Origin of the sequence: Singulisphaera acidiphila DSM 18658, from assembly GCF_000242455.2 — a bacterium.
Taxonomy (GTDB): Bacteria; Planctomycetota; Planctomycetia; order Isosphaerales; family Isosphaeraceae; genus Singulisphaera; species Singulisphaera acidiphila.
Genome location: NC_019892.1, coordinates 3,592,885 through 3,610,571, shown reverse-complemented (window position 1 = coordinate 3,610,571; position 17,687 = coordinate 3,592,885). Strand labels below are relative to the sequence as shown.

At 61.5% G+C, this 17,687-nt stretch carries 12 protein-coding genes and 2 tRNA genes; 5 read left to right on the top strand and 9 right to left on the bottom strand.

The genetic code is table 11. From position 1 onward, the window contains the following. Positions 1-199: 199 nt before the first annotated feature. Complete coding sequence (gene glgB, locus SINAC_RS14110; protein ID WP_015246315.1) at positions 200-2,443, top strand: 1,4-alpha-glucan branching protein GlgB; 2,244 nt, start codon at positions 200-202, stop codon at positions 2,441-2,443. A gap of 73 nt (positions 2,444-2,516) precedes the next feature. Here the strand turns inward: glgB and SINAC_RS14105 are convergent, their stop codons facing one another. Both SINAC_RS14105 and SINAC_RS14100 read right to left on the bottom strand, forming a co-directional pair. Continuing rightward, entirely contained in the window at positions 2,517-4,598 is a 2,082-nt protein-coding gene (locus SINAC_RS14105; protein WP_015246314.1) for an endonuclease MutS2, read from the bottom strand. 159 nt (positions 4,599-4,757) lie between these two features. Next, positions 4,758-5,402 carry a HEAT repeat domain-containing protein gene (locus SINAC_RS14100; RefSeq protein WP_020466171.1) on the bottom strand — a complete coding sequence of 215 codons (645 nt, stop codon included), beginning with the start codon at positions 5,400-5,402 and terminating at the stop codon, positions 4,758-4,760. 326 nt (positions 5,403-5,728) lie between these two features. Between SINAC_RS14100 and SINAC_RS14095 the strand changes: the two genes are divergently transcribed. Then, a complete protein-coding gene (locus tag SINAC_RS14095) occupies positions 5,729-6,787 on the top strand; it encodes a N(4)-(beta-N-acetylglucosaminyl)-L-asparaginase (RefSeq protein WP_015246312.1) in 1,059 nt (352 codons plus the stop codon). A 554-nt stretch (positions 6,788-7,341) separates the two neighbouring features. Here the strand turns inward: SINAC_RS14095 and SINAC_RS14090 are convergent. Next, complete coding sequence (locus SINAC_RS14090; RefSeq protein WP_020466172.1) at positions 7,342-7,872, bottom strand: hypothetical protein; 531 nt, start codon at positions 7,870-7,872, stop codon at positions 7,342-7,344. 1,550 nt (positions 7,873-9,422) lie between these two features. Here SINAC_RS14090 and SINAC_RS14075 point away from each other — a divergent pair. From SINAC_RS14075 to SINAC_RS14065, 3 genes are read left to right on the top strand one after another with little or no spacing between them, the layout of a single operon-like run. Continuing rightward, a complete protein-coding gene (locus SINAC_RS14075; RefSeq protein ID WP_015246310.1) occupies positions 9,423-9,968 on the top strand; it encodes a pyruvoyl-dependent arginine decarboxylase in 546 nt (181 codons plus the stop codon). Positions 9,969-9,999: 31 nt separating this feature from the next. Further along, positions 10,000-11,151, top strand: a complete 1,152-nt coding sequence (locus SINAC_RS14070; protein WP_015246309.1) for a homospermidine biosynthesis protein — start codon at positions 10,000-10,002, stop codon at positions 11,149-11,151. Beyond that, positions 11,060-12,199, top strand: coding sequence for an L-threonylcarbamoyladenylate synthase (locus SINAC_RS14065; protein WP_244884939.1), 1,140 nt, complete (start codon positions 11,060-11,062; stop codon positions 12,197-12,199). Before SINAC_RS14070 ends, SINAC_RS14065 begins: the two co-directional genes overlap by 92 nt. A 63-nt stretch (positions 12,200-12,262) precedes the next feature. Here the strand turns inward: SINAC_RS14065 and ruvB are convergent, their stop codons facing one another. From ruvB to SINAC_RS14030, 6 genes are all read right to left on the bottom strand, one after another. Further along, positions 12,263-13,366: a Holliday junction branch migration DNA helicase RuvB gene (ruvB, locus tag SINAC_RS14060; protein ID WP_015246307.1), complete on the bottom strand. Its 1,104-nt coding sequence runs from the start codon at positions 13,364-13,366 to the stop codon at positions 12,263-12,265. Positions 13,367-13,419: 53 nt separating this feature from the next. Then, positions 13,420-14,079, bottom strand: coding sequence for a Holliday junction branch migration protein RuvA (gene ruvA / locus SINAC_RS14055; RefSeq protein WP_015246306.1), 660 nt, complete (start codon positions 14,077-14,079; stop codon positions 13,420-13,422). A gap of 227 nt (positions 14,080-14,306) precedes the next feature. After that, entirely contained in the window at positions 14,307-15,467 is a 1,161-nt protein-coding gene (locus tag SINAC_RS14050; protein ID WP_015246305.1) for a DUF1574 family protein, read from the bottom strand. A gap of 1,243 nt (positions 15,468-16,710) precedes the next feature. Beyond that, on the bottom strand, positions 16,711-17,007 hold the full coding sequence (locus tag SINAC_RS14040; RefSeq protein ID WP_015246303.1) for a hypothetical protein: 297 nt from the start codon (positions 17,005-17,007) through the stop codon (positions 16,711-16,713). Positions 17,008-17,284: 277 nt separating this feature from the next. Then, positions 17,285-17,358: transfer RNA gene (locus SINAC_RS14035), tRNA-Asp, on the bottom strand. 93 nt (positions 17,359-17,451) lie between these two features. Next, a tRNA-Asp gene (locus SINAC_RS14030) sits at positions 17,452-17,525 on the bottom strand. Positions 17,526-17,687 lie beyond the last annotated feature (162 nt).

Below are 17,687 nucleotides of genomic sequence, written 5' to 3'. Positions count from 1 at the left end.
GTTCACGAGATCCTGGGTACTCCCCTGGATTTTCTCGGACTTGGGGCTGACTTGGCGCACTTGGCGAGGCGCATTCCCGCCTCCGCGACGAGGATCAAGATCATCCGGGCATGGCGGTTGCACCTCTACGCTCTCGTCGCTAAGGTTTGGTTACAGAACTCCCCATTTCGACTGGCGAAACATGAGCGAGCTCACGAGCATGGCCGTGAAGAGTGTGAAGACACCGAGCACGTCGGTGGATGACCTGAACCGGATCGTCCACGCCAATCACTGGGCTCCGTTCTCCGTTCTCGGTTCGCATGAACTCAAAGAAGGGACCTCGACGGCACGCGTGATTCGCGCCTTCCTGCCCGAAGCGAAACGTGCCTGGGTTGTCGATCTGTCGGGGGGCGAGCCTGGCGTTCGCGTGCCCATGGAGTCGATTCACCCCGACGGGTTTTACGTCGCCCTCTTTCCGACGCAGACGGCCCCCTTCCCCTATCGCCTGGCCGTTGAGAGCCATGAGGGATTCAGTTGGGAGTTCGTCGACCCCTACCAGTTTGCCCCGGTCCTCAGTGATTTCGACCTCCATCTTCTGGGTGAGGGGACGCACTACCGGAACTTTGAGCGGTTGGGCGCACACCTTCGCCAGCACGAAGGGGTCGCGGGGGTCCACTTCGCGGTCTGGGCTCCCAATGCCGAGCGCGTGAGCGTGATCGGCAACTTCAATCACTGGGACGGCCGCCGCCATCCGATGCGGAGTTGTGGCGCCACCGGCATCTGGGAGATTTTCATCCCCGAGCTCTCCCAGGGCGAAGTCTATAAGTTCGAGATCAAGAGCCAGGTCCAAGGCTATCTGGTGAAGAAGTCGGACCCGTACGGATTCTCCGCCGAGTTGCGCCCGGAGACCGCGTCGGTCGTCTGGGATGTGACCCGCTTCGATTGGCACGATGACGACTGGATGCGGGACCGACAAAAAGCCCAAAGCCTTCAGAGTCCGCTCGCCATCTACGAGGTTCATCTCGGTTCCTGGAAGCGGAAAACCGAAGAGGGGAATCGCTTCCTCACCTATCGGGAACTTGCCGACCAGTTGGTCGAGCATCTCAAGGAGACGAATTTTACCCATATCGAACTCATGCCGATTAATGAGCATCCGTTCGACGGCAGTTGGGGGTATCAGCCGGTTGGGTATTTTGCGCCGACGTCGCGATTTGGGACTCCCGATGATTTCGCCTACTTCATCGACACGCTCCACCGTCATGGGATCGGGGTGATTCTCGACTGGGTCCCCGCGCACTTCCCGCGCGACGTCCATGGGCTCGGCTTCTTCGACGGCACTCACCTCTACGAGCATGAAGACCCGCGGCTCGGCGAGCATCGCGACTGGGGCACGAAGATCTTCAATTACGGCCGCCCCGAGGTGCGCAACTTCCTGCTCGGCAATGCCCTGTTCTGGCTCGAGCGCTATCACATCGATGGTTTGCGGGTGGATGCCGTCGCGTCGATGCTCTACCTCGACTATTCGCGAAAGCCGGGCGAGTGGGTCCCCAACATCCACGGCGGTAACGAGAACCTCGAGGCGATCGACTTCATCAAACGGCTCAACGAGCTTTGCCACGCTGAGCACCCGGGAGTCTTGACCATCGCCGAGGAGTCGACGAGCTGGTCGGGGGTCTCGCGGCCAACCTACCTCGGGGGGCTCGGCTTCAGCCTCAAGTGGAACATGGGCTGGATGAACGATACGCTTGAGTATATGTCAAAAGACCCCGTCTTTCGCAAGTACGAGCACGGGGCGTTGACCTTCAGCATGATCTACGCGTTCAACGAAAACTTTCTGCTCCCGCTCTCGCACGACGAGGTGGTTCACGGCAAGGGGTCGTTGCTCGACAAGATGCCCGGCGATCTCTGGCAGAAGTTTGCCAACCTGCGGCTCCTCTACGGCTATATGTACGGCCACCCTGGGAAGAAGCTCCTCTTCATGGGGGATGAGATTGCCCAGTGGCGCGAGTGGGGCCACGATACCAGCATCGACTGGCATCTGCTCCAGTGGCCCGACCATCAAGGGATCAAGAACCTTGTCAGCGACCTGAACGCGATGTATCGTTCCGACCCTGCCTTGTATGAGGTTGATTTCGAGTGGCAAGGGTTTGAGTGGCTCGAGCTTCACGACTGGGAGAATAGCGTCCTCGCCTTCCTCCGCTCCGCGAAGGACCCAGGCGACTCGATCGTTGTGGTCTGTAACTTCACGCCCGTCGTCCGCGAGGACTATCGGGTCGGCGTCCCCAGCGGCGGCTTCTATCGCGAGATTCTCAATACCGACTCTCAACGCTACGGCGGTTCGAACGTCGGCAACCAAGGGGGCGTCTGGGCCAGACACGAGTCCCACGCGGGACGGCCTTACCACCTTTCGTTGCGCATTCCTCCCATGGGCGTCTTGTTCCTCAAGATGCCAACGGCTTCATGACCGCCAAGGAAAAGCACGTCGCTCCCCTCTCCGTTCTCAGCGGCGAGGGAAGCGGCGTCGAAGTCCTTGAGTGTTATCGGGATGACGATTCGTCCGCAAAGTCTTCGAGACGGGGGGCGTTCTTGTTTGCGCCTGCCTTGGGCTTGTTGGCGGGGGCCGCGACTTCCGGTGTGCGCATGGTTTGAGGGATCAGATCGCTAATCGCGACGTCCCACTGCATCTGGCCGATAGCCACCACGGCCGTCTTCTTACGGGCGTCCAGCTTGACGACGCGGCCGGGTCGATCGTAGCCGAACTTGGGGACGACGACCCGATCGCCAGGCTGGAGCCGGGCCCTGGCATCGGCGAGCCGCTCGTCGTTTTCCGCTTGGCGTTGCAGGTCGGTCAGCCTTTGGTTGAGCGCTTCCCGAGTGCGCTCCGCCTCGGATTGGGCGGTCAACGCGGCCTGGCGCGCTTCCTCGGCGTCTTTGCGAAGCTTCTGAAGGATCTCCAGTTCGGGGAGGTCCTGGCCTCGCCCTTGCGCCAGATACTTCGCCGCGCGTGCGACGATGTGTTCGGGAAGGCTGAGTCGCCTCGCAATCTGCAAGGCGTTCGATTGGCCGATATCACCGATATGAAGGCGATAGCGGGGTCGCAACGTTTCCAGGTCGAACTCGACCGCGGCATTCTCGACGCGAGGATTCGAGAAGGCGTAGGTCTTTAGATCGCCGAGGTGAGTGGTCACGATCGCGCGGGCGCCGATGCTGTCGATCTCGTCGAGGATCGCACGGCCGAGTGCGGCTCCTTCGGCCGGGTCGGTCCCTGCTCCCATCTCGTCCAGCAACACGAGCGATTTGGAGCTGGCCCGCGCGAGGATCTCGGTCACGCGCCGGACGTGGGACGAAAAGGTGGAGAGCGATTGCTCCAGGCTCTGCTCGTCGCCAATGTCCGCAAGCACCTCGTCGAAAACAGGGAGCTGCGATCCTTGATGTGCAGGGATGTGCAAGCCTGCCTGTGCCATGATCGCCAGGAGCCCGACGGTCTTGATCGCGACCGTCTTGCCCCCGGTATTCGGGCCGGTCACGACCAGGGTCTGAAACTGAAGACCAAGGTGGACGTCGATGGGAACGACGGTCCTTGGCTCTTGCGAGCCTACGATCGCCGGAGGGGACTCGTCGGCTTCGGTCGGGGCCTCACGCGGCGGCTCGGGCACACGAGGAGGTGCTGTGTCGCCTCGGAAGAAGGCTTCGAGGAGCGGATGCCGTGCGCCGCGAAGCGCCAGCTTCCCTTCCTCGTTGAAGTCGGGCGGCGTCATGCGGCCGTCGAGACTGTAACGTCCTCGCGCATGGATCAGGTCGAGCTCGCCGAGCGTTTCCAGGCTGCCCAGTGCCGATTCGGCGACCTGCCCGAGCTGCGCGCTCAGCCAGCGAAGGATCCGGCGAATCTCTTTCGCTTCGCGGGCGCGAATGAAAGAGAGTTGGGCGGAATGTTCGGCGATCGCCTGGGGCTCGATGTAGACCGTCTCGTTGCTGGCACTGGTCCGGTGGACGGAACCTTGGATTTCGCCACGATGCTCCTTGGCGATCGGTAGGACGTAGTGGTGGCCCACCATCGTGAAGTTCGGAAAGCGGAGGATGCGCTTGATCTCGTTCGAGCGGAGCATCCTCCGGAGGGTCTCTTGAATCTTCTCCTCGACCTGCCCGATCTCACGCCTCAAGGCCGAGAGCTTACGGCTGGCGGTATCGAGGACGTTCCCTCGGCTGTCGAGGCAACCTTCGATTGCATTGACGACCCCGGAGAATTCGCCGACCTCTTGCTTGAGTCCGCCGAGTCGGGGGAACTCCTCGCCGATCCGGCTGAGCCATTGGTTGAGGTGGCCGATCGCCCGTAGCGTTTCAACGGCCTGGGCCAGTTCCTCGGCGTCGAGCATGGCGCCGATCTGGGCGCGACGGACCTGGGGCCGGATGTCGTGCAGGCCACCAAACGGAGGAGTCAGGCCACTGGAGAGGGCCTCGAGCATCTCGGTCGTGAGTGCCTGCCGGTTGCGGATCTCACCCGGATCACGGCTCGGTTCCATGCGCCAGGCCCGCTCTTTGCCCAGCGAGCAGGCGGCGCGCTTGGCGACCAACGCGCGAACCTTATCGAATTCCAGCAGCTCTAGCGTGTGTGTGTCCATGACCCCTCGCGGCGCCCCACGTCATCTCAGCCCGCACGACCCGATCCTCCAGCGACACAACGCGGGAATTCGAGGTTCGCCTCCGGCTGATTATCGCACGCCGCGGTGCGTTCTGGCCATGTCGCCTGGAGCCGATGAGCGAGATGAGATGACGAGGATTCATCGCGTGGTCGAAGCTGGCTTTGCCGCAGTCTTCTGAGGCAACAGTTCTTTTTGCCAAGGGCCGGGATCGACGCCGAGATCTTTGCCGGTGATCTTCCGGAGCGCATTGAGCGAGGCAAGTCGGATCGCAGGATCCGCGTGTTCCATCCCCGTCACCAGCACCTCGGCGATCCTCGGGTCTTTCGCCTTCAGTTCACCGAGCCCTTCGATCGCGGCGATCCGGCAATCTTCCAGTGTGTCCACGGTCATGACCCGCGAGAGAATCGTCGCATCCTCGGGTTGGCCGACCTGGCCGAGCGCTCGGCAGGCCTGCGAACGGACCAATCCTTCGTTGTCGCTGACGGCCTTGATCAATGCCTCACGCGCTCCGGGATCGTGGAGCTCGCCCAGCGTCCGGCAAATGACCGCGCGGGTGGCCACGGGCTCTTTACCGTGCTCGAGCTTGTTGACCAGAGTGGCCACCGCCTCCTTCTTCTGCTCTTCGGTGTCGTAGCAGAGAGGCGAGGCGAGCTTGTTATAGGCGATGTAGCGGGTATTGGGGTCCGGGTCTTCGCGGACCTTCCGCAAGAACGACGCCGCGGTGGTGCCGTTGAATCCCGAGCACCCGGCGAGCCCGGCCGCAACCAGTAAGGTCGCTGCCATCGCCAGCCGATTCCATGCGCAATGAGTCGGTAACGTGCCGTCCATGACCGTTCCGCCTTAATTCAACAGACGCTAGAGCGTTAATGGAATTGTCGAAAGAGGAGACGTAAACCGAGATGACGGAGCCAATAGGTCGATCGTCGCGAGCCGAGTCGACAGGAGCCTCGGCGCGGCGGGCATCATAATCCGAAGCGCGACGATGGCCAAGGCCAACTCGCCACGATCGGGACAACCCAAATCATGGCGTGCCGATGGACCTCTCATTATGATGAACGCGACAAATGGCCAGGGCCATTGCGACATCAACGTCGACGAGGGATTATTCGATGTCCGATTCCGTCAATCGCCGCCACTTCCTTTCCGTCAGCGCCGCCGCGAGCCTGGGTGCCTCGGTCCTCGGGGCGGCGGCCCCCGTGCCGGTGGGATCGAAACGGCCGATCGTGGTCGCGAGTGGTAACGGGCTACAGACCGTCGAGAAAGCGATGGAGCGGATCAAGGCAGGGGCCGACCCCCTCGACGCCGCCATTGAAGGGGTCGCGATCGTCGAGGCCGATCCCGAGGATCACACCGTTGGCTATGGTGGTATCCCCAACGAAGAAGGGGTCGTCGAACTCGACGCGGCCGTCATGCACGGGCCGACCCACGGCGGCGGCTCGGTCGCCTCGCTCCGCAACATCATGCATCCCGCCGCCGTCGCGCGCCTGGTGATGAAGCGCACCGATCACTGCCTGCTCGTTGGCGAAGGGGCGCTCAAGTTCGCGCGTGCACATGGCATCCCCGAGACAAACTTGCTGACCGATGAGGCCCGGGAGATCTGGCTCCATTGGAAGGAGACCAACGGCAAGGAGAGCGACTGGATCGCGCCTCCGAATTCGGAGCTGTCGCCGGCCGTTCGCAAGTTCTTCGGCATTCGCGAGCACGGAACCTTGCACTGCTCTGCGCTCGACACTCACGGCAATCTCGGCTGTGTGACCACGACCTCGGGCCTCTTCTACAAGATCCCCGGTCGCGTGGGCGATTCGCCGATCATGGGCGCGGGGCTCTTCCTCGACAACGAAGTCGGGTCCGCCGGCTCGACCGGCCGGGGTGAGGCGAACCTCTTGAATCTCTCCAGCCACACGATCGTCGAAGGCCTGCGCCGCGGACTCGCGCCCAAGGACGCGCTGCTCGAAGCCTGTAAGCGGATCGTGGCGACGAACCGCAACCCGAGACTTCGCGACGCGAAGCAGCGGCCGAATTTTCAGGTCAAGTTTTATTGCGTCGCCAAAGACGGACGATACGCCGGTGCCAGTCTCTGGGCCGGTGCGCAGATGGCCGTGCACGATGGCGACTCGGCGCGCCTTGTCGATTGTGCCTCGCTCTACGATGATCCCGAGCCGAACTGAACTCAGTCTCGGTCGGGTGGAATCTCATAAGAGAGTGCGCAGGCCGAGTGGGCGGTTCCACTCGGCCTCGTTCGCTGGTCCCATCAGTGTCGATAGGCTTCGTGTCACTGCTTGCCGCCCCACACTTCGATGCTCGGTCACCACTGCATCGGGGGCATTCGTTGTGAGACGCCCGGACAACGTGCTGTCCGTGGTTGCGAAGCGACAGGAGACGTCCCTCTCGCTCAGGCCTGCTGGACTCCCAGCTGTTGTTGCCCATCGACCCGTGATGGCGATTTCGAGGATCCGGCATCAATCGGGATGTCTTAATGCGTTTGTCGGATTATAGTCGGGCGGCCACGCCTCTGGATCAAGTCGATGCGCTGACGCACCCGGTCGGCTGGCCTGAATTCGTATGACGTAGGCGTCACAAAAGGAAAAGGCCCCACCTCCGTGGCTCTCGTCACCGCCCCTCTCACACTTCTTCTGGTGAGGGGCGGGACCGAGCTGGATGAGGTGAAGCCTGAGTGGTCAGAATGAGACCATGCGATCAGTGAGCCGGAGCGGGAGTCTGCTCAGGAAGTGGGGGTCGACGACGCGACGTGCTTCTCGCCCGCCTTGGAGACATGGTAGCGGATGTGGCCACTGGCCTTGTCCTTCGCACCTTTCTTGATCAGCTTCTTGGTGGCGAGTGTCTCGAGCGACTTCGCCTCGGCCTTCTTGTCGGCCAGGTAACCCGCCTCCTTCGTACCATGGACAACCTTGAGCAGGTCGAGCTGTCGGTCGGTCAGCTTGACCACCACAACCTTCTTGGGAGCGGCTTTCGGCTTGGCCGCGGCGGCCTTCGGCTTGGGCGTGCCGGCCTTCGAAGCGGTGGCTGCCTTGACGGCCGGAGCCGGCTTCGCGGCGGCGGCAGCGGTCTTCGTCGCAGCCGGCTTGGCCGCGGCGGTCTTCGTCGCAGCCGGCTTGGTCGCGGCAGCTTTCGTCGCCGCCGGCTTCGCTGCTGCTGCAACCTTCTTCGGGGCGGCCTTCGTTTGGGAGGCCGAGGGGCTGGTCTTCTTGGTGGTCGCTTTCTTCTTCACCGCCATCGCTTCGAACCCTCGCATCAAGGTAGTACTCATTGTGGACCGGCACCAAACCACCGATCTCACCTGTCACTTCATAGCGAAATATATCAGGACCGGGAAGACGAAGATGGGTCGCCTCCGAATGGTTTTCTCGCGATTCCTCTGAAAACGGTCTCGGTATTTCCAAGGAATGCAAAAATATTGAGGCGGAAAAAGACTGCAAAATACACATTCTGTGAAATCTGTATATGCGGTGAATGTCGTCAAGAGCTTCGCTTTTCCCTGATTTCTTGACGATTCTTGTAGCATGGTTGAGACACGCTGGGGGTCGAAGGGCAACGCCTCACGGCACGTTCGCCGTGAAGTTCACGCATCTCACTCCATCGAAAAATTTTTCGTGTGAGGCGTTATTTTCTCGCGGGTTTGGCGCTGAACGGCAAGCGAGAACGAGACACGTGAAGCACACGAGCGAGTCTCGTCTCTTGTCGATGCGTCGGTTCGAGCCTCTTCGCGGAGCGCGCTTCGTGTCTGCTCCGTGGACACTCGTGACCCGCATGACGGGATCGCTTCGATGCTCGCTCCTCGCCGCGATCGCCATGGCGAAGCGAGTGCGGAACGATGCCGTACCGTGATGGACTCGCGCGGTGATTTAGAAGAGTGTTCGGAGGAATGGTTGGGCAATCGACTCTCGAAAAACAAAGGCGAAGGCATCGTCTCGTCCCTTTTTCCCAGCCTTCAGTCTTCGGGATCCGATTGAGCGATCGCGAACAGTAAATCGATCCACGCGCGGCCAGGTGATCGCATCAACCCAGTCGCAGTTCCGAGGCTTAAACAGGTTGGCCGGTTTCGATCAGCTATGGGTATTCGTGTTGTATCGATTGTGGCGTGCTCGGTGGTTCGCCGCGATCCTCTCGAAATCGAACGCGTCGCGCGAGGCGACATTGTCGAATGCGTGGAATAGGAGGGTCGTGTGGCTAGTGTGGTTTCATCGCCGAGGTCGATCGGAGAGACGTTCGGCCGAGCGACCCCTTCCGCGCTTCGCCAACGGATGTCGCGCGGACATGGTCGAAGCAGAACCGGATACAGGGTGTCACGGAGGCGGGGCTCGGAACCCGAGCGTCACACACCAATGGCGTTCGCGCGCGGGCTTCGATCAGAGAATCTGTGGCCCCGAGACCTTTGCTCATGTCTCGGTTCAAATCTGCCGAATCATGAAAGCTTCGGAACCGAGGTTTGAAGTCACGATCGGAGCCTTGCCTCCGGAGGCGCGCGTCGAGGGTTTCCTTGGCCTGCGTGTGGGGGATACCGATTCGTGTTGGCACGAGGCATGGCCACTCGGGGGAAGGGCCCCGGAATGACGGACTTCACCGTCGCGTTGGAATTGCAGGAATCTTCGCCTCGATTCCAATGTGACGAGGTTGTGAAGACCCCCCTGCTGGACTTGAAGCCGGGGCGAGAATGCCTTACCTTGGCCTTGTGTCATTTAATCCGATGCGCGGTCGTGGAAACGCGGCCGGTGGGGAAGCGCGAGACGTTGCACCGGCCTCTTCCCGAGTGGGATGCCGGTTCAGGAGGTGTCAGGGAAACCGATGTACGTACCCAAGCAGCTTTTCTTCACCAAAGGGGTTGGCGTCCACCGCGAGAAATTGACGAGCTTCGAGCTTGCCCTACGCGATGCCAAGATTGCCTGCTACAACCTCGTCCGTGTCTCGAGCATCTTCCCTCCCCACTGCGAGGTCGTCTCGATTGAGGATGGGCTGAAGCACCTCTCGCCGGGACAGATCGTGCATTGCGTGATGAGCGAGAGCGCGACGGCCGAGCCGAACCGCCTGATCGCGGCCAGTGTCGGTGTGGCCATCCCGCGCGATCGGACCACGTTCGGGTATCTCTCCGAACATCACTCTTACGGCCAGACCGCCAAGATTTCCGCGGACTACGCCGAAGACCTCGCCGCCGAAATGCTCGCGACCGTCCTCGGGGTTGAGTTCGACCCCAACAGCTCGTGGGACGAGAAACGCGAGATCTGGAAGATCGCCGATGTCATTGCCGACACGAGCGAAGTGACGGCTTCGGCCGTTGGTCATAAAGGGGGACACTGGACCACCGTCGTGGCGGCGTCGATCCTGCTGCCGTGATTGAGCGAAAGCCGAGGGAGGTCCAACGACGATGACGGAACAAGGTAACCCACTCAGTGTTCTTCAGCAGGTCAGTCAGCACCGGATCGCGCCTCCGGCCGTTTCCGGATCTGACCTGGCTGCCGACCTGATTGATCAAGCGTTTCTGAGTTACAATGCCGGCCGACTTCGCGAAGTCTGTCAGGTTTTCACACGAAAAATGCTCGAGCCCAATTGCACGGTCGGGCTGACAATCTCGGGGGCGCTGACTCCCGCGGGCCTGGGCATGAGCTGCTTGATCCCCTTGGTCCAAGCCGGCTTCGTCGATTGGATCGTCTCGACCGGCGCGAACCTTTATCACGACACCCACTACGCGCTCGACCTGCCCCTTCACCAGAGCCGGCCGAACCTCGATGATTTTGCGCTCCGCCAAAACGATATCATTCGGATCTATGACATCGTTTTTGACTACGCGACCCTGCTCGACACCGACGCGTTCTATCGCGAGTTGATTCGCGACGACGTCTTCGCCCGCACGATGGGGACCGCCGAGTTCCACTATGAAGTGGGCCGCTACCTGCATGGACGGGCCCAAGCCCTGGGGCGACCCGCCAACAGCTTGCTGGCGGCCGCCTACGAGGCTGCGGTGCCGATCTATACGTCGAGCCCCGGCGACAGCTCGATCGGCATGAACCTCGCCGCGCTCAGCCTCCAAGGCGGAAAACTTCAAATTGACTCGCTCCGCGACGTCAACGAGACCGCGGCGATTGTTTACAACGCCAAGCGAAACGGGGGCGAGTCGGCGGTCCTGATTCTTGGCGGCGGCAGCCCCAAGAACTTCATCCTGCAAACCGAGCCGCAGATCCAGGAAGTTCTCGGGTTGGCTGAAAGTGGCCACGACTACTTCCTCCAGATCACCGACGCCCGGCCCGACACCGGCGGCCTCTCCGGCGCCACGGCCAGCGAGGCCATGACCTGGGGCAAGGTCGATCCCGACCGGCTCCCCGACTCGGTGACCTGCTACACCGACAGCACAATTGCGTTGCCTCTCCTGACGGCCTATAGCTTGGCCAGGCACGCTCCTCGGCCACTTCGCCGCCTCTACGACCAGCGTGAAGCGAGCTACGAAGCTCTGCGATTGGAATACGAGAAGCACCGGGCCGAGGGGGAGCCCGACCCCTCCGCACGCAAGACGTTGGGCTGAGGCGGCCGTCATCCGTCCCTACGTGCCCCTGCTCACGCCTGTCATTCCACTCAACGACGATGAGCCCGATCCCCGCGCCGTCACCAAGGCGGCCGGGATCCTTCGGCGCGGTGGGCTCGTCGCGTTTGCCACCGAAACGGTCTACGGTCTCGGGGCTGACGCCACAAACCCCGAGGCCGTCGCACGGATCTTCCAGGCCAAGGGAAGGCCGTCGTTCAACCCCTTGATCGTTCATACCGACCGAGTCGAGATGGCTCGCGATTGCGTCTTGCAATGGCCAGCGAGTGCCGATGTCTTGGCGCACTGCTTTTGGCCGGGGCCGTTGACGCTCGTCCTTCCTCGGGCGGCGAACATCCCCGACGTGGTCACCGCCGGTCGAGACACGGTCGGCGTTCGGATCCCCAAGTCACGTGTCGCTCGCGCTTTGATCGAAGCGACCGGCAGGCCGATCGCCGCGCCGAGCGCGAACCGATCGACCGGAATCTCGCCGACCGAAGCCTGGCATGTCTCGAATGATCTTGACGGCAAGATCGACCTGATCCTCGACAGTGGGAAAACGGGGGTCGGGATCGAGTCGACCGTGCTCGACCTCACGACCAGTCCCCCGCGAGTCCTCCGCCCCGGATCGATCACCGTCGAGCAAATCCGTGAAGCGCTCGGATGCGAAGTACTCGGCCAGGCCGATTTCCCGCCCGACCCCCACGCGCATTCGAGCCCCGGGCAGATGGACGTCCACTATGCGCCGAGGACGCCGACCTTTCGGATCGAGCCCAACGCCTTTGAGGCCCTTCCAAGAGAAGGACGATGGGTCTTGATCGCGCTAGGTGAGACGCCGATCGATGAGGGGCCTCCGGGGCGTCGCCCCGACCGGCAGATCCGGTTGCTCACCCCGACCGAGGCGGAAGCGTCGCTCTACTCTCACCTCCAGGCGATCGATTTGAGCGGGGTCGATTTCCTGGTCATCGTCCCCCCCCCGGACGAACCGCGCTGGCTTGCGATTCGGGATCGGATCTGGCGCGCCTCGCGGCCTTGGCCAGCCAGTGTCTAATTTTTTTGTCGGGTGGGTGCGGTCCACCATCCTATGGGGTTATCAAAAGTCGATTCCCATCGGTTATTCGAACAGCCGGCGCTGATCGTCGAACGAGAACAGATCGGGAGCTTCGGACACGGGCTCGGGAAGCCCGAGATGGCGGTAGGCCGCAGGGGTGGCGCGTCGGCCTCGAGGCGTTCGGACGATGAAGTGGCGGCGGAGCAGGTAGGGCTCGACCTCGTCGGTCAACGTATCGATCGCGAGGTTCATCGTCGCGGCGAGGGCCTCGGCTCCGCTTGGTCCGCCCCGGAAGACCTGGATTAGCGTTTCGAGGTAGCGCCGGTCTTGCTTGTCCATGCCTTCGGAGTCGACCTCCTGCATGTCCAGCGCGTCGCGTGCGATGGAGAGCACGATGTGTCCGTCGGCTCGGGCCGTCGCGTAGTCCCGCACCCAACGCAGGCGGGCATTGGCGAGACGAGGGGTGCCTCGACTCCGCCGGGCCAGCTCCCAGGCGGCGTCCGGAGTGATCGTCGTCCGCAGCTTATCGGCATTGATTGCGACGATCCGCGCCAGGTCGTCGATGTCGTAAAATTCCAGGTGTTCGTGCATGTGGAAGCGGTCGCGCAACGGACCCGAGAGCATGCCGCTCCGCGTCGTCGCCCCGATGATCGTGAACTTCTTGAGGGGCAGGTTAATCGTCCGCGCGGAGATCCCCTCGCCGAGGACCACATCCACCCGGAAATCTTCCATCACCGGATAAATGAACTCCTCGACCGTTTTGGGGAGGCGATGGATCTCGTCGATGAACAGGATCGAGCCTTCGACCGCGTTGGTCAGGTAGGGCATCACGTCCATCTTCTTGTCCAGCGCGGGACCGCTGGTCATGTTGAGCTCGACCCCGAGCTCATTGTGCAAGACGGTCGCGAACGTCGTTTTCCCCAACCCAGGGGGGCCATCGAAGAGGATGTGGGGGAGGGGTTCGCCTCGCTTCTTCGAGGCTTCGAGCGCGATGGAGAGCCGCTCGGCGACGCTCCGTTGGCCGACGACTTCGGCCAAGGTTTGCGGTCGGAGCTTCTCGTCCATCTGATCGACCGACCGACCTTCTTCACGGTGCTGCGGTTTGGTGTTCCGGTTCGGTTCGGGAGCCTCCCCCCCCTGTCCTCCCATGATGATCGGCTCGCGCATCGGACAATCCTTTCAGGCAGTGGATCGGCGGGGGTCGGAACCCCCCTCTGGTGTTAGTCGGGCTGGCGCTGCTGCTGGTAGATGGCGTCGATCATGTCGGCCACACTCTTGAACTTCTTCTTGCCCGTGAGGACGCGGTCGATTTCACGCCGGGCTTCGCTCTCGTTATGCCCGACCGAGAGGAGCGCAGCGAACGTGTCGCGGATCACGTCAGGTTCCACGTTTTCCGCGGCGCCGTTGGATTCGACCGCGGTCCCTTCGACCGCCGCAGCCTGCCCCACAATGAGCGTGAACTTACCGACCTTGCGACGGAGCTTGGCCACGATCCGCTCGGCGGTCGCCTCGCCGATCCCAGGGTAAGTTGAAAGCATCTTGACATCCTGGTCCTGGATCGTTCGCGCGAGCTCGCGAACCGGGCGGACCATCGCCCGAAGCGCTTTGCGGACCCCGACCCCGTCGACCGAGCAGAAGATCTCGAAGAACTCGCGGTCGATCGCCGAGAGGAAGCCGACGAGGCGGGGAGTCATCCGCCCCCCCATCGCATTTCCCTCGATGTAAAAGATGGTGTGGAGACTGACGATTTCTCCCAGGTGCGTCTGCATCTTCCTGCGTGTGTACTCGGGGATGAGGACCTCGATCTCCATCGGGTCCACCGCCAATGTCAGCTCTTCCTCGGCCACCGTGCGAAGTATGCCTCGAATCTGCGAGATCACTGGCCGTTCCCCCTCTCCATCCTACTTATCCTTGTTCTGTGGTTTTGTTCACTATTATGTCCGGAAAGGGGCTGTAAGACAAGGGCGATTCTGGCCGCCTGGCCCGAAACCGGTTGGGGTGGCGAGATGCTTGGCAGCGGGGCCTGCCAAGCGGGAGGAGCTTGCCCTGAGTGTGTCTCGGATTCGCTGGCTCGTTCGCCTACGTTGGGTCGCGTCCCATCCGATCGCTAGCGCGTGACTTTCCAGGGGAGGCTGGTCTCTTTGACTTCCGCGATATTGACGATCATGGCATGACTCTTTTGTTCACGATAAGGGGGGAGCGCGAACCAACGCGAGGAAGGACGAGGGTTGCCTTCCAGGTAAGGTCGGAGGATTTCCCCCAGGTCGCACGTCATGGAGATCGCCCCGGTTCGGCTGACGTGCATCGCGTCCGCGAAGGCGGAGGCCGGGTATCCCGAGTGCGATCCATCCACCACGACCAGGTTGGAGTGATGAGCTTGCAGGCCCCGTGCGAACGCCTCGAAGGAGGAGGCCAGCCCTTTTTCCTCACGGAGTTGCTGAAGTCGCGCGTCGAGAGGGGGGAGCAGCAGGAAGACCGTGATGTCGTTCGCGGCCGCGAGTTTGAGCAGACGCCGAACATAAAGCGTGTTGATGTGCTCGTGTTTCCACGCTGGTGGCGCGAGCCACTCATGGTCGGTCGGTGTGAGAGCACGCGGCGGCGTGGTCTCGGTCCCGGGAGCGAGGATCATCGCTCCTTGGTTGTTCACCCGGTTCCAGAGGCTCGTCAGGGTTGGCTTTCTCATCGAGCAGGGCTTGCCGTCAAGCGTTGCCATGATTGCGTTGCGGATGTCGAAACGGTTGTTGATCGAGGGGAACGCTTTGGCCAGGAGGACCTCTGTCGTGAAGTCGGGGTCGCTCGCGGTCCAGCCCATGTCGATCGACTCGCTCGCCGAAAGTAAGTTGGGGAAGAACCGGATGCAGCCCCAGTAGTCGTTCTTCATCAAGTGCGGGTGGAGGTCGAGCACCAGGGCCTTTGGTTTCGCACCTGAGTCGAGGGCACGCTTGAGCAGGTAGTAGTCGGCCTGAGGCGGCGAGCTGCACATAGCTAGGTTGTAGGTCCGCCGACCGAGCCGCTCTTCGAGCACTTGGGGGACAACGCCATACGACGTCTGGCTCGTGCCCAGGCAGAGGATCTCGGCATTCTTCGTCTCGTGGCGGGCCGATCGGCCCGTGGCATACCACAACCAGTATTCGGGCCGGGCGAGGTCGAGCGATGCGCGCGAGAAGAAGAGCTCGATCGCCAGCAGCAGGCCAAGCATTCCCAAGAAGCCCCGAGGACACCGGCTGCCTCGGACCTCGCCCCGACTTTCGCCCGCCGTCTCCCTCATCGCCCTGCTCCTGAGGAGAGGGTTCTCCTGGTCATCGCCGCTCGGCTGGCTTTATTGAAATGTGAGTATGCGAGCACGTTCGGGAACCGAAAACGCGATGACCAGGGCTCGAAGCTGGGTGGTAACGTCGAACCCAATCCGATCCAAGAGTCGATGGGGTGAGACATCTGTCGTCATCCTTGAACCAAGCTACGGGCACTCGCAACTCATCCTTGGTAACCCCCTCGAAAGTGCAGGATTGCACCTGAAGGTGTTTCATCTCGATCGGCACGGGAAGCAGACAGCGTTAATGAATCATGAGCATTTCGATGCGTCGATCGACCCGCCATCGGCGCTTGCCGCGGTGCGGAGTTCGGTTCAGGGTGATTGTTGTGTTGAGCAAGATGAACGTTTAATCGAAGATAGTGTTTAGTTAGACGCGGCTGATCGGCGAACCCCCTGGAGTGGACAGGATGCGAGGTGGGTGGCGGTCGTCTGCTCGAGAATTGTTTCCTCGGTTTCCAACTCGGATTTGCGGGATCCAACCGGCCTTTGAAGTCCTCTTTCGGCCCTTGGTCCGATTTTCGTCGGGTGCGGAAACCTTTTGGATTAAAAAGGTTGCGTAATTCTGTGTGCCGGCTTGTGCTCTTCCGGAGATCTCCACCGCCTGCCAGATAAAGCTGTTGAGATCCTTCGGGGAGTCGCGGATCGCGAGAAATGCCGTTTTTTTCTTGCCCGGATCGCGGTACGAACTGCAACTTGATTAGAGGAAGAATAGCGGGACGGGGCGTTCCGTGAGAATCCGTAATCGCTATTCTGGCGTCCTAACGGAAGAGAGTAGGCTTACTATGAACGAAGATTTTCAGGGTACGGAAGGACGAGTCGATACCCTTATTGAGGACCTGATCCCGTTAGAGACGTTTGAGTCTGCTGCAATGGCCTCCATTCTACTCGCTTGCCGCGCTGCCTTAAGGGACGGTCGTATCGCCGATCTGGAGCGAATTGTTTGGTGGTTTCACGATTCCATAAAACAAGGGAATTACGCAGAAACCGAAGTGCGGGCCAACTAGATAAGAGCGGTCGTTGGGACGATCCGCCCGTGGAAGGAATATCATGACGACGGCGGCCCGACTGACCGAGCGAGGACTCTGACGTCCTGGGTGATCGGATCCGCGAAGCCGCTCGATCCGTGACCGTCGAATGAGGCCTAGGCGTGATGAGACCGGGCGGCTGTCCCATGATTTTTTTGTGCGACACCCGAGCGTTAACCGCTTGACGAGGCCGAGCTCGGTGTGATCTCGAGTGTGGACTGGATGAGTTTTTTTCCTTCCTCTCCAAATCCGTGATAGATGCTCTTCATCGCCGCTGCCGTCAGGGCAGCGGCCCCTTCAAACTGCCATCGGCATGTCGCGTCCACCATGTTTCCCGTCATGGTAAACGGCGCCTCTCCACGGAAGACCAAGGTGCACTGGACGAAGGCGCATTCCCTATAGGCCTTGCCGTCGAGGACGATCGTTTCCCCGGTAAACGTCTCATCGATATGCTCGCCCTGATTCGACATGGCTGATCGACACCTCCAAAGACATGTGGCCGACCTCGGCCTGGCGGTCGCTTGAGATCCAAATCACAACGCGGCCATCAAGGGGAACTGCGCACGCCCCAATAGGGACAACCGAGTTCTCGAACCTCGAGGATTCTAGCACCAGGGCTAGTCCAAATGTTGGACGAAGTTTCGTCCCTGCCCACGGAAGAAATCCGCAAAGAAGCAGGAGAGGCTTGAGGTAGGTCTTCGAAACGACAGAGCCCCTGGCTTCCCAGGGGCTCCTTCGCTAACGTAACGAGGATGACGGGGCTCGAACCCGCAACCTCCGGCGTGACAGGCCGGTGCTCTAACCAATTGAGCTACATCCCCAACTCAAATCCTCGTACTTGAGGAGTAAATCTGCAGCGACAAAGGTCCTGGAAACTAACGAAGCCCCTGGCCTTCAGGGGCTTTCCGCTTCAGCGAGGATGACGGGGCTCGAACCCGCAACCTCCGGCGTGACAGGCCGGTGCTCTAACCAATTGAGCTACATCCCCAACGTCGCGTTGAGGAAATGATCTTACGGGCGAAGGGGGGGGGTTGTCAAGAGAGAGGGGTTGCCGGTCCGCGAAATGGCCGTTAGGCTTGCACTCCTCCCCGATCGGAGAAGCAGCCAACCCATTGAATTGCCCCAGCCAACTGGGCTCGAGGCGAAAGCC

What these genes read in the sequence shown, in the direction of transcription:
- glgB (WP_015246315.1), top strand. Translation starts at nt 200, where the DNA reads ATGGCCGTGAAGAGTGTGAAGACACCGAGCACGTCGGTGGATGACCTG.
- SINAC_RS14105 (WP_015246314.1), bottom strand. Translation starts at nt 4,598, where the DNA reads ATGGACACACACACGCTAGAGCTGCTGGAATTCGATAAGGTTCGCGCG.
- SINAC_RS14100 (WP_020466171.1), bottom strand. Translation starts at nt 5,402, where the DNA reads ATGGCAGCGACCTTACTGGTTGCGGCCGGGCTCGCCGGGTGCTCGGGA.
- SINAC_RS14095 (WP_015246312.1), top strand. Translation starts at nt 5,729, where the DNA reads ATGTCCGATTCCGTCAATCGCCGCCACTTCCTTTCCGTCAGCGCCGCC.
- SINAC_RS14090 (WP_020466172.1), bottom strand. Translation starts at nt 7,872, where the DNA reads ATGCGAGGGTTCGAAGCGATGGCGGTGAAGAAGAAAGCGACCACCAAG.
- SINAC_RS14075 (WP_015246310.1), top strand. Translation starts at nt 9,423, where the DNA reads ATGTACGTACCCAAGCAGCTTTTCTTCACCAAAGGGGTTGGCGTCCAC.
- SINAC_RS14070 (WP_015246309.1), top strand. Translation starts at nt 10,000, where the DNA reads ATGACGGAACAAGGTAACCCACTCAGTGTTCTTCAGCAGGTCAGTCAG.
- ruvB (WP_015246307.1), bottom strand. Translation starts at nt 13,366, where the DNA reads ATGCGCGAGCCGATCATCATGGGAGGACAGGGGGGGGAGGCTCCCGAA.
- SINAC_RS14050 (WP_015246305.1), bottom strand. Translation starts at nt 15,467, where the DNA reads ATGAGGGAGACGGCGGGCGAAAGTCGGGGCGAGGTCCGAGGCAGCCGG.
- SINAC_RS14040 (WP_015246303.1), bottom strand. Translation starts at nt 17,007, where the DNA reads ATGTCGAATCAGGGCGAGCATATCGATGAGACGTTTACCGGGGAAACG.